General features: G+C 64.9%; 15 protein-coding genes. 8 read left to right on the top strand and 7 right to left on the bottom strand.

The genetic code is table 11. The features are described from left to right. The first annotated feature begins 56 nt into the window (after positions 1-56). Both QKE30_RS05665 and QKE30_RS05670 read left to right on the top strand, forming a co-directional pair. Positions 57-1,478 (top strand): FAD-dependent oxidoreductase, encoded by a 1,422-nt coding sequence (locus tag QKE30_RS05665; RefSeq protein WP_347934305.1) that lies wholly within the window; start codon positions 57-59, stop codon positions 1,476-1,478. Between the two features lie 44 nt (positions 1,479-1,522). After that, entirely contained in the window at positions 1,523-2,095 is a 573-nt protein-coding gene (locus QKE30_RS05670; protein ID WP_239200628.1) for a GNAT family N-acetyltransferase, read from the top strand. Here the strand turns inward: QKE30_RS05670 and QKE30_RS05675 are convergent. Together QKE30_RS05675 and purT are read right to left on the bottom strand one after the other, a co-directional pair. Then, positions 2,092-3,021, bottom strand: a complete 930-nt coding sequence (locus QKE30_RS05675; RefSeq protein ID WP_347934306.1) for a rhodanese-related sulfurtransferase — start codon at positions 3,019-3,021, stop codon at positions 2,092-2,094. The two genes, QKE30_RS05670 and QKE30_RS05675, sit on opposite strands and share 4 nt — an antisense overlap. A gap of 16 nt (positions 3,022-3,037) precedes the next feature. Next, positions 3,038-4,273, bottom strand: a complete 1,236-nt coding sequence (gene purT, locus QKE30_RS05680; protein ID WP_347934307.1) for a formate-dependent phosphoribosylglycinamide formyltransferase — start codon at positions 4,271-4,273, stop codon at positions 3,038-3,040. Positions 4,274-4,421: 148 nt separating this feature from the next. On the opposite strand from purT, the gene QKE30_RS05685 reads away from it, so the two are divergent. Beyond that, entirely contained in the window at positions 4,422-4,856 is a 435-nt protein-coding gene (locus tag QKE30_RS05685) for a Rieske (2Fe-2S) protein (protein WP_347934308.1), read from the top strand. 19 nt (positions 4,857-4,875) lie between these two features. Here the strand turns inward: QKE30_RS05685 and QKE30_RS05690 are convergent, their stop codons facing one another. The 3 genes from QKE30_RS05690 to QKE30_RS05700 form a co-directional block, all read right to left on the bottom strand. Then, complete coding sequence (locus QKE30_RS05690) at positions 4,876-6,090, bottom strand: ATP-binding cassette domain-containing protein (RefSeq protein WP_239200636.1); 1,215 nt, start codon at positions 6,088-6,090, stop codon at positions 4,876-4,878. Positions 6,091-6,153: 63 nt separating this feature from the next. Next, the gene (locus QKE30_RS05695) at positions 6,154-6,834 is read right to left on the bottom strand and encodes an energy-coupling factor transporter transmembrane component T (RefSeq protein WP_347934309.1); all 681 of its coding nucleotides are present in this window, start codon (positions 6,832-6,834) and stop codon (positions 6,154-6,156) included. After that, positions 6,831-7,637 (bottom strand): ECF transporter S component, encoded by an 807-nt coding sequence (locus QKE30_RS05700; RefSeq protein ID WP_347934310.1) that lies wholly within the window; start codon positions 7,635-7,637, stop codon positions 6,831-6,833. Before QKE30_RS05700 ends, QKE30_RS05695 begins: the two co-directional genes overlap by 4 nt. A 447-nt stretch (positions 7,638-8,084) precedes the next feature. Between QKE30_RS05700 and metE the strand changes: the two genes are divergently transcribed. After that, complete coding sequence (metE, locus tag QKE30_RS05705; RefSeq protein WP_347934311.1) at positions 8,085-10,403, top strand: 5-methyltetrahydropteroyltriglutamate--homocysteine S-methyltransferase; 2,319 nt, start codon at positions 8,085-8,087, stop codon at positions 10,401-10,403. A gap of 114 nt (positions 10,404-10,517) precedes the next feature. On the opposite strand, the gene QKE30_RS05710 is transcribed toward metE, so the two are convergent. Next, positions 10,518-11,657: a nucleoside hydrolase gene (locus tag QKE30_RS05710; protein ID WP_239200652.1), complete on the bottom strand. Its 1,140-nt coding sequence runs from the start codon at positions 11,655-11,657 to the stop codon at positions 10,518-10,520. 64 nt (positions 11,658-11,721) lie between these two features. On the opposite strand from QKE30_RS05710, the gene QKE30_RS05715 reads away from it, so the two are divergent. Further along, positions 11,722-12,432 carry a TetR/AcrR family transcriptional regulator gene (locus QKE30_RS05715; RefSeq protein ID WP_347934312.1) on the top strand — a complete coding sequence of 237 codons (711 nt, stop codon included), beginning with the start codon at positions 11,722-11,724 and terminating at the stop codon, positions 12,430-12,432. A 47-nt stretch (positions 12,433-12,479) separates the two neighbouring features. Here the strand turns inward: QKE30_RS05715 and QKE30_RS05720 are convergent, their stop codons facing one another. After that, positions 12,480-13,289: a phosphoglycerate mutase family protein gene (locus tag QKE30_RS05720; protein ID WP_347934313.1), complete on the bottom strand. Its 810-nt coding sequence runs from the start codon at positions 13,287-13,289 to the stop codon at positions 12,480-12,482. A gap of 177 nt (positions 13,290-13,466) precedes the next feature. On the opposite strand from QKE30_RS05720, the gene QKE30_RS05725 reads away from it, so the two are divergent. The 3 genes from QKE30_RS05725 to QKE30_RS05735 are packed head-to-tail and all read left to right on the top strand — an operon-like array spanning position 13,467 to position 16,694. Then, positions 13,467-14,351 (top strand): SDR family oxidoreductase, encoded by an 885-nt coding sequence (locus QKE30_RS05725; RefSeq protein WP_347934314.1) that lies wholly within the window; start codon positions 13,467-13,469, stop codon positions 14,349-14,351. Positions 14,352-14,356: 5 nt separating this feature from the next. Next, entirely contained in the window at positions 14,357-15,604 is a 1,248-nt protein-coding gene (locus QKE30_RS05730) for an acyl-CoA dehydrogenase family protein (protein WP_347934315.1), read from the top strand. Then, positions 15,594-16,694: a phosphotransferase family protein gene (locus QKE30_RS05735; RefSeq protein ID WP_049049906.1), complete on the top strand. Its 1,101-nt coding sequence runs from the start codon at positions 15,594-15,596 to the stop codon at positions 16,692-16,694. Before QKE30_RS05730 ends, QKE30_RS05735 begins: the two co-directional genes overlap by 11 nt. The last annotated feature ends 9 nt before the right edge of the window (positions 16,695-16,703 follow it).

A 16,703-nucleotide genomic window follows, 5' to 3' on the forward strand; every position in this document is an offset into this window, starting at 1 on the left:
CCGCGGTTTACCCAATAACCGAAATACAACCCGAACAAGAAGGATTTGCACCTGACATGCCCGAAAATCGCCCACTTCGCATTGCAGTCATCGGCTCCGGCCCGGCAGGCATCTACGCCTCCGACGCGCTGACGAAGTCTGAGGCCGACGTCAGCGTCGACATTTACGAGCGCATGCCGGCCCCCTTCGGCCTGATCCGCTACGGAGTTGCCCCCGACCACCCGCGCATTAAGGGCATTATCAAGTCCCTCCACAAGGTGATGGACAAGCCCGAGATCCGCCTGTTCGGCAACATTAACGTCGGCAAGGACGTCACCGTCGACGAGCTCAAGCAGTTCTACGATGCGGTTATCTACGCCACGGGCGCTACCGACGACCGCCCGCTGAACATCCCCGGCGGCGAACACACCATCGGCGCCGGCGAGTTCGTCGGCTTCTACGATGCCAACCCGTACTTCGAGGACAAGTGGGATCTGTCCGCGGACTCCGTCGCCGTCGTCGGCGTAGGCAACGTCGGCCTGGATGTCGCCCGCGTGCTGGCCAAGACCGGCGAGGAGCTGAAGGTTACCGAGATCCCGGACAACGTTTACGACTCCCTGAAGGAGAACCAGGCCAAGGAGATCCACGTCTTCGGCCGCCGCGGCCCCGCGCAGGCTAAGTTCACCCCGCTGGAGCTGAAGGAGCTCAACGATTCCGACACGATCGAGATCGTTATCGACCCGGAGGACATCCAGTACGACGAGGGTTCCGAGGAGGCCCGCCGCGCGTCCAAGATTCAGGACATGGTCTGCACCCGCCTGGAGCAGTACGCCATCGCCGACCCGAAGGGTGCTCCTCACAAGCTGTACATCCACTTCTTTGAGTCCCCGGTTGAGGTTAAAACTGACACCGAAGGCCGCGTGACCGCATTCGTCACCGAACGAACCGAGCTCAACGGCGATGGCTCTGTCTCTGGCACCGGCAAGCTCACCGAGTGGCCGGTCGGCGCGGTCTACCGCGCCGTGGGCTACAAGTCCGACGAGCAGCCGGGCCTGCCATGGGATGAGCGTCAGAACGTGCTGCCGAACGTCGGTGGCCGCGTGCTGACCGAGGGGCCGACCGCCGATGGCATCGCGGGCGTTCCGGGTTCCGCTGACCCGGAGGCCGAGAAGCGCGAGCGCCTGCCCGGTGTGTACACCACCGGCTGGGTCCGCCGCGGCCCGGTCGGCCTCATCGGCAACACGAAGGGTGACGCCAACGAGGCCGTCGCCAACCTGCTGGAGGATGCCGCCAACGGCATCGGCTTTAACCCGGAGAAGCCGGATCTGGAGGCCGTCGAGGCTTTCCTCGAGGAGAAGGGCATCGCCCACACCACATGGGAGGGCTGGTACAGCCTGGATAAGCACGAGCGCGAGCTCGGCGAGGCCGAGGGCCGCGAGCGCAAGAAGGTACGCGAGTGGGACGAGATGCTGCACCACTCCCAGGGCAAGAACGTCTAAGTACGGACTCTCTGCAAAGACACTAGGCAAGGACACCGAAGACTGTGGCCAACACCCCCTCCCCCGCCGCCAGCTCAGCCTCTGGCGCCGCCGAGTTCCCGGATGTTCACTTCACCGGGCGCGCGCTGCTAGCGATGCCCGCCCAGCAGCTGCACCCGTTGTACAAGCTGCGCGTGGACGTGTTCGTCCACGAGCAGCAGACTCCCTTCGCGGAGATCGATGACATCGACCCGCATCCGAACACCCACCACGTGCTGGCCTACATTCACCCAGGCAGCGGCCCGGAGTATCCCTTCGGCCAGCCGGATCCGGGCTCTCCCCTGCGTCTGGTCGGCACTGCGCGCGTGTACGGCAAGCCGGAGGATCAGCACATCGGCCGCATGTGTGTGGCTAAGGACGTGCGCGGGCGTGGCATCGCCACCCAGATCATGGAGCAGGCCTTGGAGGTCTGCAAGGGTCGCGCCGCCGCGCTTGACCCGACCACCCAGGTCGCCCGTGTTTCCCTGAACTCCCAGGAGCAGGCGCAGGACTTCTACGCGAAGTTCGGCTTCCAGCCGGTCGGCGAGCCTTTCGACGAGGAGGGCATCCCCCACGTCACCATGGAGCTGGAGCTCTAGCTCGCCATCTCCGCTGCGACCTCGGCGCACTCCTTGCGCCCGCACGTGGCGCTCTCCGGGTCCGCGGCACACTCCTCGCATAGCAGGATCTGCTCGCGGCACTGCTCGTTCACGCAGTTGTGGAAGTCGTTGGTCGCGTGGCCACACGCCCGGCAGCGGCCCAGCGTAGCGGCGTCATCACTAAATTCCATGTGCATGCGCCCGTCGAAAACATACAAGGAACCCTCCCAAAGGCCCTTGTCCCCGTACTTTTCGCCGTAGCGGACGATGCCGCCGTCGATCTGGTAGACCTCCTCGAACCCGCGGTTCTTCATCAGCGAGCTCAAGATTTCGCAGCGAATGCCGCCCGTGCAATACGTGACCACCGGCTTGTCCTTCAGGTCGTCGTACTTGCCGGATTCGATCTCCCCGATGAAGTCGTGAGTGGTGCGCACATCCGGCACGATGGCGTTTTTGAACTTGCCGATCTCCGCCTCCATGGCGTTGCGCCCGTCGAAGAAGACAACCTCGTCGCCGCGCTCCTCTACCAGCTTGTTCACTTCCTCCGGCTTCAGGTGCACGCCGCCGCCGATCACGCCGTTTTCGTCCACCTTCAGCTCGTCCGGGGCGCCGAAGGCCACGATCTCGTCACGCACCTTCACGGACAGGCGCGGGAAGTCGTCCGCCGAGCCCGCGGACCACTTGAATTCCATCTTCTTGAAGCCGGGGAATTCGCGGGTACGGCGCACGTACTGCTTGCAGCTGGCCAGCGAGCCGCCGACGGTGCCGTTGATGCCGTGCTTGCTGATGAGGATGCGCCCCTTCAGCTCCAGCTGTTCGCATAGCGCGCGCTGCCACAGCATCACCGCGGTCGGGTCGTCGATCGGGGTGAAGCAGTAGTACAGCAGGATTCGGGTTTCGTTGAGGTCGGTTGCGCTATGTCCCATACCTCGGATTTTAGGGCTACTGCCCGTCTTCTGCGAAAACCGTCGGCCGCACCTCGATGTACCCGGCGGCCTCTTCGGCGCGCTGTCGAGCCTGGTCCGTGTCCTCGGCGGTGGCCACTGCCACTCCCATTCGTCGCCGCGCGAGTGCTCGGGGCTTGCCGAATAGGTAGACGTTGGTTTCTTCTACTGCCATTGCCTTGTTGACGCCCACGTATTCAATATCGCCGTCGTGCTTATCCTCACAGCGGATTACGGCGGAGGCTCCCGGGGAGATCAGCGTGGTATCGATCGGCAGCCCAAGGATGGCGCGTGCGTGCAGGTCGAATTCAGAGAATCGCTGGGTACCGAGGGTCACCATGCCCGTATCGTGCGGGCGGGGGCTGACCTCGGAGAAGTAGACATCGTCGCCCTTGACGAACAGCTCCACGCCGTACACTCCGCGGCCTCCCAGGGCGGTGGCGATGCGGGCAGCGATGCTGCGGGCGGTGTCCAGAGCATCCTCGGACATGTGCGCGGGTTGCCAGGATTCCACGTAGTCGCCGCGGTCCTGGCGGTGGCCGATGGGCTCGCAGAACCAGGTGGCCTCCCGGCCGGTGGCGGGGTCGATGGAGCGTACGGCCAGGATGGTGACTTCGTAGTCGAAGGGGATGTACTGCTCGACCATGACGCGCTGGGCGTTGGTGCGGGAGTGCTTGAGGGCTGCGTTCCAGGCGGCCTCCAGTTCGTCGACTCCTCCGACGTAGCTTTGGCCTGCGCCGGAGCTACTCATGACGGGCTTGACCACGCACGGGTAGCCGATTTCCTCGGCGGCGCGGGCGAGTTCGTCGGCGGTGGAGGCGAAGCGGAAGGTGCTGTTAGGCAGGCCCAGCTTGTCGTGGGCGAAGGTGCGGATGCCTTCGCGGTTCATGGTCAGGCGGTTGGCCAGGGCGGTCGGCACGACGGAAGCCACTTCATTGGCCTCGATCTCCTGCAGCACGTCGGCAGGGATCGTCTCCGAATCCGGGACAACGAAGTGCGGGCCGACCTCGCGGACCAGCTGGCGGATGGCATCCCCGTCGTGGATGTCCAGCACGTGAGCCTTGTTGGCCACGAGGTGCGCGGGTGCGCCGACATAGCGGTCCGCGGCATGCACCTCCACGCCCAGGCGTTGCAGGGCGATGGCGAGCTCCCGCCCCAACTCGCTGGCTCCGAGCAGGAGGACCTTGAGGGAGGAGGGAGTCAGTGGAGTACCAATTGCCTCGGGAATGTACATAGTCTTTCACCTTACTTATGCCCACATATTTACGCTGCCAGCCCCGCCCATCCCGCATGCCAGCCCCGCTGCCTTACGCGGCCAGCCCCGCCCAGCCTCGCCGCGCGCGAGCTTGTAGCCCGTGCGGCCTGATGGAATGATCGGTTTTATGAGTGCAATGCAGCCGAATCCCCAGCGTCACAGCTCCCTACCCTGTTCCCGCCGCTCGTTTCTGCGCGGGGTAGCCGTAGCCACCGCAGCTACCGCCTCCGGTGCCCTGCTGGCAGCCTGTGCCGGCGAGGAAGTTGTGGCGAAGGCCGATGCCGCGGATCTGGAGGTCGGCGGCGCGACGATTCTGGACGGCTGGGTGCTCTCCCGCCCCGGCGAGGACGAGTACAAGGCGTTTTCCACCTCTTGCCCGCACGCTGGTGGCACCATCAACTCCATTGAGAAGTCCGGAGACGTAACCGTGGCGGTCTGCCCGAAGCACATGTCCAAGTTCGACGTCGCCACCGGCGATGTGCTGGAAGGCCCCTCCCGCGACCCGATGGTTCCGGCAAAGAAGGTCGAGCGTAACGGCGACTCGATCGAGATCTCGGACTAGTTCGCCGCGCCCGGCGGGGCTAGCCCGCCATATCAATCCGCAGATCGCTGACCTGCGACGCAAAGCGCGCGTCGTGGCAGGTCCACAGCACCGTCGGCGCGCTTTGCGTGTGCCGCGCGCCCTGCCTGCCCGGCGCGCCCGCGCCACCAGGCTCGCCCGGCGCGCCAGAGCCGCCCCGCCCGATCAACCGCGCATATTCTCCATCCGCGTAGCGGTGCATCAGCTCCGCCAGCTCGCGGTAGCCCAGCACGTCCAGCCCCACGGTCGGCTCGTCCAGCATCACCAGATCCGCGCCGCGCACCATCGCCGCCGCGACCAGTACGATCCGCCGCTTCGCCGCCGGCACGTCCAGCGGATGGGTGTGCGCCCACTTGCCCAACCTGGCGAAGTCAATGGCCGCTGCGGCCAGCTCCTCGCCCGCTCCCACGGCCAGCTCCTCGGCCACGGTACGGCAGGTCACCGCCTGATCCATCTGCGTGGGCGCCCACCCCTTCAGCCCCTCCGCGCGCAGCGTCCCCCGATACTTCAGCAACCCCAGCGCGCCCAGGAACAGGGTCGTCTTGCCGCACCCGTTCGGCCCGGCCAGGTGCACCACCCGACCTGCAGGGACCTCCAGGTTTATGGGTCCGACGCCACCCCGGCGGAAAACCACATCCCGCGCCAGCAGGGCCGTCCGGGTGCTCCCCTGCTCGGTGATCTCCGGGGCCACCGACTCGGCTGCGGGTTTCGGCGCGGGGGAATCGGTCAGGGTGCCGTCGGCCAGCAGGCGCTGGTGCGAGGGGGCGTCATCACTTAAGGGCGAACCCGCACGATCGTAAACGGTGACGGGTCCCGGAAAGTCCGCGATGGTGCGGCGCAGGGTGTCGACGGCGGCGGCGTCCAGGCCATCGAGGGGGCAGTCGAGCACCAGCGCTTCGGGACGGGCCAGCAGCGCGGCGGCGATGGCCACGCGGCGGGTCTGGCCGGTGGACAGGGTGGCGGGATTCTGCTCGGCCTGGCCGTCCAACCCCCACAGTCGCAGGGCGGCCTCCACGCGCTGCTGCATCTCGGCGCGCGGCACCCCGCGTTGCTCCATGGGGAACGCGAGCTCTTCGGCGACCGTGTTGCGCAGCAGGGAGATGTGCGCGCTGGCCTCGTTGCCAACCCATGCCGCGCCCGTCTTTTCTGCGTGCGCCCAGGCATGTTCGGATAGTCCGACGCCACTATCTCCCCAAATGAAGGTACTCAAAGGCATTGTTCGCGCGGGATCTTTCTGGTCGTTCGCTAGTGCTTGCGTTTACTGGTGCCCATAGCCCAGCTAGTGCACTGCCCACCAGCATCCCACCACCAGGGCGGCGATGGCCAGCAGGCGCACGGCCCAGTCCAGGCCCGTATCCGGGACGGGACGCAGTACGGTACGCGGACCGAGCTCGCCGATGCCTGTGCGCTGCAGCGGGCGGGCGCGGGTGGCAGCATCGTCCACCATGCCGACGATCAGCGGCAGGATCATGCGGCACTTCGCCCCCAAGGTGGAAACGTCCACGCCGCGGGAGGCGCGGACCTGTTGGATTGTCAGCCAGCGGGCGCGGGCCAGCGGCAGCAGCCGGGCCGTCGCGCCGACGACGTACACCAGCTTGGCGGGCAGGCGCGGCTGGACGGTGCGCATCAGCTGGTCGAGGTTTACGAAGCTGCCGATGGTCAGGCCGATGGTGGTAGCGGCCAGGAAACGGCTACCCAGGGAGAGAGCGACCTGCAGGCCGTCGCGGGTGATGATCCACCAGCCGGGATCCTGGCCGAAGGGGGCGTACATCAGACCAAATCCGATGAAGGCCGGTAGGCCTAAGAGATTGGCTGCCAGGAAGGGACGACGGGGCGTCGAGAAGAAAAGAGCCACAAGGGCGCAGAGACCCCACGCGATAGCGCTCACGGCGAGGCTATCGGCGACGAGGACGAAGATCACCCCGCTGGCGGCGAGGGTGAGGTAGGTCAGTGGGTTCATGCGGCCTTGTCTGCTGCAGCGGTGTTGTCGGCAGCAGTGTTGCCATCCTTGCCCGCCGGCGCGAAGGTGCGGAGCGTGCGCTGCGGCAGGGCGCGGATGACCAGGTAAATGATGGTGAACACGATCAGCTTATCGAGCGGGTCGGAGGTCCAGGACTGCAGGAACACGGCCGTCATCGGCTCGAAGCCCAGCGAGCGGTAAGCCGTGACCAGCAGGCCCGTGCCTGTGCCCGCGGTGCCGCCGAAGATGAAGGAGGCGATCGGTGCGGAAAGCAGGGCCGTCAGGAAGCCAATCAGCAGCGCGGACAAGCCGATTCTCCAATACGCACCCGTCCACCACTTGCCCAGCAACCCGGCGCAGACGCCGACGAAGGCATAGGCGGCGGCGAAACCCACGACGGTCGGGTTGAACGTGCCCCACACCAGGGCGGACAGCACACCGGTGACCAAGCCCGCCCACGGGCCGGCCAGGGCACCGACCAGCACGGTGCCGATGGAATCCAAGTACAGCGGCAGGGGCAGGCCCATGTTGCCGATGATATGGCCGAGGATCACGTTGATAGCCAGGGCGACCGGCAACAGCGCGAGGGTACGCACGGGCAGGCGCGGGATCACGGCAATCAGCGCGAGGATGGCGGGGACGACGAAGCCGACCAGGGCGATGGTGGAACTCTTGGAGTCCGCGAGGGACTCGTAGTTGGAGTCGCTGGGCTGCCAGATGACGAGGGTCAGCCAGGTGGCAACGATGATAATCGCGGCTAGACTGAGCAGTACATAAGTGGCTTTTTGTGACAGGGGGCGCATGGGGTGGAACCTCAATTTTCGCTAGCTTTCGCACCGGCCGGCGCGGGCTGGGCGCAACGTCTATGTCACCTCGACGTTCCACCCGCGCATCACCCCGCGTGGCCAGTGGTTTTGATGTTGGTTAAATGCTTACAGCCTGCGGACCCGATGCACAAATCGCAGGGCTTTCGGCGGGGCGGCTCGGTGGGTTTTCGGATACGGGGGCGGGGGTTCTGGAACCCAGATCTAAGTGACCTAGTTGACAGACTAAGCTGTCTATTCTTAAATGGTTGAGCAAGCGACCCACGCACCGGCGAAGGCAATGCCTCGCCACTTGTGTGCGCCTTCTGGAGCCCCGGGAAAGGCGCACCCGCGCGGGAACCGCACTGGCAAGAATTCCATACAGCTTTACAGCTAGACACAGCCCCGCCCGGCGGGGTCGATAGGAAAAGGAAGACAGGAAAGACAATGACTTTCAACGCAACCGTCACCGGGGTGCCGCGCATCGGACCCGACCGCGAGCTAAAGAAGGCTCTCGAGGGCTACTGGCGCGATAGCTCCACCGGCCGCAACCTGGCTACCACCGCAACTCGCCTGGTCAACAACTACACCGACGAGCTGCTGGCCGCTGGCCTGGATTCCGCAGCCTTCTCTGGCCGCTCCTTCTACGACGCAGTGCTGGACACCACCGCCCTGCTGGGCCTGCTGCCCGAGCGCGTCGCCGACATCGCGGATCACGACAACGACGGCCTGCCGCGCTTCATCGACCGCTACTTCGCCGCCGCCCGCGGCACCAAGGAGCTGCCGGCCTCCGCAATGACGAAGTGGTTCGACACTAACTACCACTACATCGTCCCGGAGCTGGCCAAGGACTCCCGCGTAGAGCTGGACGATTCCGCATTTCTCGAGGACATCCGCGACCAGGTCACCCGCGCAGGCGAGGCCGTTCGCCCCGTGCTGGTTGGCCCGCTGACGTACCTGGCGCTGTCCCGCACCGTCGATGGTTCTGATGCCTTCGCTCACCTCGAGGAAATTTTTGACGCCTACTCCCGCCTACTCAAGCGCATCGCGGACCGCGGCGTGAAGTGGGTACAGTTCGACGAGCCGATCCTGGTCACCGACTTCGCTTACGCTGATGCAGCCGCCAACGAGGATCTGCTGAAGCGCACCCGCGCTGGCTACGAGAAGCTGGTTGAGGCTGCGGGCGCTGGCGATGAGGGCGTCAACCTCCTTATCCAGACCTACTTCGGCGACGGCAACGCAGCCATCGAGCTGCTGAGCGGCTCCGGTGTGGCTACCTTCGGCGTGGACCTGGTCACCGGTGGCGCTGCTGCCGCCGAACTGCCTGCCTGGACCGGCAAGGAGCTGCTGGCTGCTGGTGTTGTGGATGGCCACAACGTCTGGCGCACCGACTTGGACGCAGCGCTGAAGACCCTGCAGGGTCTGAAGGAGCGCGGCCCGGTTGCCGTCTCCACGAGCTGCTCCCTGCTGCACGTGCCTTACTCTCTGCAGCGCGAGCAGAACCTGAACCCCGAGGTACAGAAGTGGCTGGCCTTCGGCTCCGAGAAGATCCGCGAGGTCGCTGCCCTGTCCCGCACCCTGCGCGGTGAGCAGACCGAGGCCGACGAGCAGCTGTTCGCCGAGACCCGTGAGGCCATCGAGGACCGCAAGAACTCCACCCTGACCCACAACGCCGCCGTGCGCGAGCGCCAGGATGCCGTGACCGACGCCGACCGTCGCCGCGACTCCATCGAGGCCCGCCGCGAGGCACAGAAGGCAGAGCTGAACCTGCCGCCGCTGCCGACCACCACCATCGGCTCCTTCCCGCAGACGACGGAGATCCGCCAGGCGCGTGCGAAGCACCGCAAGGGCGAGATCGACGACGCAGCCTACACCCAGGCGATGAAGGACGAGGTCGCGGACGTTATCAAGCGCCAGGAAGAGCTGGGCCTGGACGTGCTGGTGCACGGCGAGCCGGAGCGTAACGACATGGTGCAGTACTTTTCCGAGCAGCTGGACGGCTACCTGTCCACCGAGCACGCTTGGGTGCAGTCCTACGGCTCCCGCTGCGTGCGTCCGCCGATCATCTTCGGTGACGTTTCCCGCCCGCACGCCATGACCGTCGACTGGTACAAGGTTGCAGCCGACCTGACCGACAAGCCGGTCAAGGGCATGCTGACCGGCCCGGTGACCATGCTGGCTTGGTCCTTCGTGCGTGACGATCAGCCGCTGGGCGAGACCGCCGACCAGGTTGCGCTGGCTCTGCGCGACGAGATCGACGACCTGATCGCCGCTGGCGCCCGCGTGGTGCAGGTGGACGAGCCCGCCATCCGCGAGCTGCTGCCGCTGCGCAAGGAGCAGCAGCCGGACTACCTGAAGTGGGCCGTTGGCTCCTTCCGCCTGGCTACCTCCGGCGCGGAGAACAAGGTGCAGATCCACACCCACATGTGCTACTCCGAGTTCAACGAGCTGATCGACACGGTCTCCAACCTGGACGCCGACGTGACCTCCATCGAGGCCGCCCGCAACGGCATGCAGGTTCTGGCTGCGCTGAAGGACGAGGGCTACGAGCTGGGCGTTGGCCCGGGCGTGTGGGACATTCACTCCCCGCGCGTGCCGAAGCAGCAGGAGGTCGATGACCTGCTGTCCGCCGCCCTGGATTCCGTGGATCCTTCCTTGCTGTGGGTTAACCCGGACTGTGGCCTGAAGACCCGTGGCTGGGAAGAGACCACTGCCTCCCTGGAGGTTCTGGTGGCTGCCGCTAAGAAGGCTCGCGAGCGCGTCTAGTTACGTCTAACGCCCCGCAGGCTGACCACTTCAGCTACCTGGCCACTGGTTAGCTGCGCCGCGTCGGAGACTTTTCGAAGTCCCGGCGCGGTGCTTTTGCTTTTCCAAGCCAATTCAGCCCCCCTCCGGCTCCAAACGCCGTCCGCACACCACCCGCTCGAATTCTGCGAAAACATCGGCCGGGTCCAGGGACTCGAGAATCCGGGCATTCGCCGGGCGATCCCAGTACGCGCCGCGCGCCTCTGCTCCCCCACTGGTCACAGCACCTTCACTGGCGGAAACCTCCGCAACTCGGTCAGCCACGGTAGTGCCGCGCATGAGGGAAGAGTCGGCTTCGACGTCCACGGTGGCGTCATAAAAAGAACAAGGAACGCGCCGCAACATCACCATGGCCGCGGCGAGGTCGTGGATCTGCGCACAATAGCCCACGCCGACCGACTGGTGGAATTCGAAGTAGAAGCGGAGGGCGTCGCCGAGGAGGGTCGCCAATTCTGGGCGCGTGGGGCGCAGCGCTTGCTGCCACCTGCGCAAACGTTCGGGATAGAGCAGGACTTGCTCGGTGACGTTAAGCGGGCAGATCGTCGGCAGCGGGCGGGTGGAGGCGGGAGCATCGGCGGACGCAGGAGTGATGGCGGGAGCGGCGAAAACTTCCTTCAGCGCGTGGGGGTCGACCCAGGCATTCCACTCCGCCGTCGGCGTGGTGTTGCCAGGGTAGTTAAAGGCACCGGTCATCAGGGCTATCTCGGCTCCAGCCGCGCCACCTCTAGCCGTGCCACCCCCTGCCTCGCTTTCCCAATTGCCGGCCAAAACCTCCGGCGCATGCCGCAACGCCCAGGCAAGGTTCGTAGCCGGACCAGCAATCAGAATGTGCGACGCCCCACGCCACGCATCCACCGCTGCCCGCGCACTCTCAGCTGCGCCTGTCACAACCCCCTTATCCAGAGGTAAATAATAACCTAAACCTTTTTCTCCGTGCGTTTCCGGAGTAGTCGTCAATGGAACCTTCAGTGGCGCCCGTGCCCCCGCCACCGCGGGCACCTCCGCCGCCCCAGCCAGCCGCAGAACCTCCGCGGAATTCACCGCCGCCTGCCGCACGGTCGTATTCCCCGCGCTGGTCGTGACCGCTAAATCAATCTCCCCGGCGGAATGCAGACCAGCCAGATAGATCAGCGCCAGACTGTCGTCAATCCCCGTATCTACATCCGCAACAACGCGCGGTTTTTCTGTTTTCGCCGAGTTTAAATCTTGACTCATCGAAGTCCGAAAATCTTTCATTATTGTTTAGTTAATAGGGTTTAAGTCTTATACAATGAAGCCTATGGCCCACGACAATGGAAGCTCGCTAGAAGCTTCAAATAATTACCCACGTGGCACCGCAGCTACTCACTCAAAAGAATCACTCTCTCCAAAAGCTGCGGCCCGTCGCGCAGATATCCTAGATGCCGCCCGCAAGGTGTTCACCACCGATGGTTACCACCACACTAAGCTGACGAAGATTGCGGAGGTGGCCGGCTGTTCTGTCGGCACCCTATACACGTATTTCGAGGACCGCCAGGACCTCCTCATGAACGTGCTAGCCAGCGTCGAGGAAGATCTGAACCCCACGCTCGACGATAGCTTGCTAAGTATTGATGACGCCCGCGCTACGGTGATCCACAGCAACCGTGAGTTCGTGCGCTTCTACGCGAACAACGCAGGGGCTATGAACCTGGTTGCGCAATCTTCCCAGTTCAGCCCGGAACTCGCGGATCGACAGATGCAGATCGCTAAGCAGATGGTTGGCCGCAACCGCCGGATGCTGGAGGCGATGATTGCTAAAAACATGATTCCGCCGCTGGAGGATGTGGAGTACACCGCTGCCGCTATTGCTGCGATGTTCACCCGCTTCTGCCATGCCACTTTTATTCAGGGCTTCTACGAGGTCACCGATGAAAACCGTGACGAGATTGTGGAGCGCACGATCAAGACTCTGAGCCTCATGACTTTCCGCATGGTCGGCATGGAGGACACGAAACCCGGGGAGCTATAAGGCAAACCCGGCGCCCCCTAGCCGGAATCCCCTAGCCGGCGCCGTCTCTAACGATAGCGGCGCAGCGGGCGGCTCCCCGATGCGTCCGGAATGTCCAGGTGCGCGTGCTCGTTGAAGCTCAGCAGCTGAGCTTTGCCCACACTCCGGACGCTAAACACGCTCACCGAAGCGGTGAAGATGTTATTGATCAGCCGCGTCCAATCGTCACCAATGAGCTCCGCCGCGCATATGGAGATCGGCCCGCCGGAGGTAACCACCACGACTGGTTGATCGCCTGCGGCAAGCGAGGTGGCGTCCGAAAAACCTTGCCTGACCTGCGCGGCGAAAGAGTCGAATGCCGGGGTGGAGCGCCACTCGCGCAGGGCCGCGTCGATGGCACGGCCGAGCAGGCGGTTGTGCTCCTTCATCCCCCGGGGGTTATCGCGCGCGGCTTCGTAGGCCCGGCGGATCTCCGCGAGCTTGTCGGGGTGAGCGCGGAAGTAGGGGGCCAGCACGTCGTCGGAGCTAAACTCGCGCCACTGCTCCACGCTGCGAATGGCCTGCGGTTCCAGGCCAGCAGCCTCCAGCTCCGCATGAACACCTTCGGCCGTGCTGAGCTGCCGAGCGAGCGGTCCGGACAGCACCACCGGCCGCGCTGCGCCCTCGCCTGCGGCGCTCTCCCGCGCTGCGCTCCCGCGAGCACCCCGGACTACCCCACCAATGCGCGCGGCCAAGCTGCGGCCGGTCGCCGCGGCCTGCTCGTGCCCGAGGGGTGTCAGGCGGTCGTAGGTTTCCTCCATCGCGCCGTCTGCGACATCGCTGGTGTGCAAGCCGCCAGAGTTCGCCTGCCCATGGCGAACCAGGTACAAAATCCCCATTTTCTAGAACTCCAAACTTTTTAAACCTCAGGCCAGTCTCCCTCACTTAGACCCAAATTTCCTTAGTTTTGCGATCCTTCATTTTTGCAGCCCGCCATCTGCTTATGATGCGAGTCACAACTCAATCCCATCATCCCTACTCAAATCCCGTACCCAACACCCGCTAAGGACCCTTGAATGAGTAAATACGACTACGCCGGGCTGACCGCCATCGTCACCGGCGGCACCCGAGGCATCGGGCACGCCACCGCACTACAGCTCGCAGCCAGTGGCGCGAACGTGGTCATCACCGGCCGCAAGCCAGAGACCGTCGTCCCTGCCGCCGAGGAACTGCAGGCAGCCGCCCGAGAGCAAAACCCGGACGCGGGTCGCGTGATCGGCATCGCCGCCCACGTTGCGGACCCGGAGGCAGCGAAGAAGGCCTGCACCCAAGCGGTCGAGGAATTCGGTCGTCTAGATGTACTCATCAACAACGCGGGCACGAACCCCGCCTTCGGCCCCGTGCACAAGCAGTCCGCGGAAATCATGACGAAGGTCTTCCAGATCAACACCATCGGGCCAGTCATCTGGACCAGTGCCGCCATCGAGGCAGGCCTCGGTAAGGCTGCCGGCACTTACACCGCTGACCGCGGCCCCGCCGGCGCGGTCGTGAACGTCTCCAGCATCGGCGCCCTGTCCATGGAGGACTACATCGGCGTGTACAACGCCTCCAAGGCCGCCCTGCTGCACCTGACCAAGCAGATGGCCCGCGAACTCGCTCCACGCATCCGCGTAAACAGCATCTCTCCCGGCGTGGTCCGCACCAAGCTCTCGGAAGCGCTGTGGAAGGAGAACGAAGACTCCACCTCCACCCTGATCCCCGCTGGCCGCATCGGCGAGCCAGAGGACATCGCCGATGCCATCGCATTCCTGGCGGCACCCACCAGCTCCTGGCTCACCGGTGAGAACCTCGTAGTCGACGGCGGAATGCTCGTGGGCAACAAGACCATCGACGTGACCACCCCCGGAAATTCCAGCGCTAAGGATAAGCCCGCTGGCGGACAATCTGGCGTCGAAAGGTAAAAACAGTGGATTTCCAGCACAGCGAACGGTCCTTGGAGTACCAAGGCAAGCTCACCGAATTCATGGACGAGTGCATCTACCCAGCCGAAGCCGTGTACGAGCAGCAGATGCGCGAATCCGGCGACCCGCACCACTTCCCCGCCATCCTCGACGAGCTGAAGGCCGAGGCGAAGAAGCGCGGCCTGTGGAACCTCTTCCACCCTCACCTCGGAGCTGGCGGAGCTGACAGCGCAGGCGGAGCCGACAGCAACCGCCCCGGCCTGACCAATGCCGAATACGCGCCCCTGGCGGAGATCATGGGCCGGTCCATGCACCTCGCACCAGAGGCCTGCAACTGCAACGCACCGGACACCGGAAACATGGAGGTCTTCGAACTCTACGGCACCGACGAGCACCGGGAGAAGTACCTGGAACCCCTGCTCAAAGGCGAAATCCGCTCCGCATTTGCAATGACGGAGCCGGGCGTGGCTTCCAGCGATGCCACCAACGTGCGCATGAGCATGGAACGCACCGACGGCGGCTACGTGCTCAACGGCCGCAAGTGGTTCACCTCCAACGGCATGCACCCGCACCTGAAGGTGATGATCGTGATGGGCAAGACCAGCCCGGATGCGGAGGTCCACCGCCAGCAGTCCATGCTCGCCGTCCCCGCGGACGCGCCTGGTGTGACGATCGTGCGCAACCTGCCGGTGTTCGGCTACCACGACCGCGAAGGCCACGCGGAGGTCCAATTCAAGGATGTCTTCGTGCCGGATAAGGACATCCTCGGCGGCGAGGGCATGGGCTTTAAGATCTCCCAGGATCGCCTGGGGCCGGGCCGCATCCACCACTGCATGCGCGCCATCGGAATGGCCGAGCGCGCCCTGGAGCTCATGTGCACCCGCGCTATGTCCCGCACCGCCTTCGGCAAGCCTTTGGCCAATCGCGACAACATCCGCGACCAGATCGCCCAGGCCCGCATCGACATCGAGCAGGCGCGCCTGCTGACCATGAAGGCCGCCTGGATGATGGACACGGTGGGAAACAAGGCCGCCCGCCAGGAGATCGCCGCCATCAAGGTGGCCGCCCCAGCGATGGCACTGCGGATCGTTGATCAGGCTATTCAGGTACACGGCGGGGAGGGTGTCACCGACGACACTCCCCTGGCCGCCATGTGGGCGGGCCTGCGCACCCTGCGCTTGGCCGACGGCCCGGATGAGGTGCACCGCATGACCATCGCCCGAGCAGAATTGAGGAAGTACCGTGACAAGTAACTCTAGCCCTTTTTCTGACGCCCACCTGGCCAGCTGGCTGCACGACGTAGCCGGACTGGAAGGCGGCGCGGACGGCATCTCCCTGCAGCGCATCGGCGCGGGGCAATCGAACCTGACGTACCTGGCCACGGATTCCCAGGGCAAGCGCGTGGTTGTGCGCCGTCCGCCATTGGGCACGCTGACCGCCAGCGCTCACGATGTGGTCCGCGAGGGCAAGATCATGGCAGCACTAGAGAACACGGATGTGCCGGTGCCAAAGATCTACGGCAGCTCGACGGACTGGGAGGAAAGCCGCCGTGCAAGCCGCGGTGAAGCTCACGGCGAAGGCAGCGAGCAGGTAGCCGACGTGCCGGTGATCGCCATGTCCGCCATCGACGGTGTGACCGTCAACTCCATGAAGGTTGCGGACAGCATTTCGCCCGAGGTGCGCGGCAAGATCGCCGACGGGCTGATCGACGCGATGGCGGCGATCCACAGCGTGGATCTGAAGTCGGTGGGTTTGGACGACTTGGCGTCCCACAAGCCCTACGCCCCACGGCAGCTACGGCGCTGGACGGGCCAGTGGGATAAGACGAAGACCCGCGAGCTGCCGGCGCTGGACGAACTGACGCAGCTGCTGGTGGCAAAGATCCCGGAGCAGGACGAGACCGTGCTGGTCCACGGTGACCTGCACATCGGCAACATCATTGCGGACCCGGATACCGGAAAGATCAACGCGGTGGTGGATTGGGAATTGACGACGCTCGGCGACCCGCTGTCGGACATCGGCTCCCTGATGGCGTATTGGCCGGTCAAGAATGGTCTGCAGCTGCCTGGCTTCGAGGCCGCGCTGGCCGACGGTTTCCCCAGCCCGGAGGCGCTGGCGGAGCGCTACCTGCAGAAGGCCGGGAAGGATTCCGACCGCGACCGGCAGGCACTGGCCTACTGGCACGTGTTGGGCCTGTGGAAGGTCGCCATCATCGTGGAGGGCGTGGTGCGCCGCGTTATGAATAACCCCTCCAACCAGGCCATTTCCGGCGCCCCGACGCAGGAGATGGTGGAGTGGATCGTTAACCAGGCGGCGGTTACGGCCCGCGAATACGGGCTGTAGCCGCAACAC

The organism is Corynebacterium sp. c24Ua_83 (assembly GCF_039907245.1).
Lineage (GTDB): Bacteria > Actinomycetota > Actinomycetes > Mycobacteriales > Mycobacteriaceae > Corynebacterium.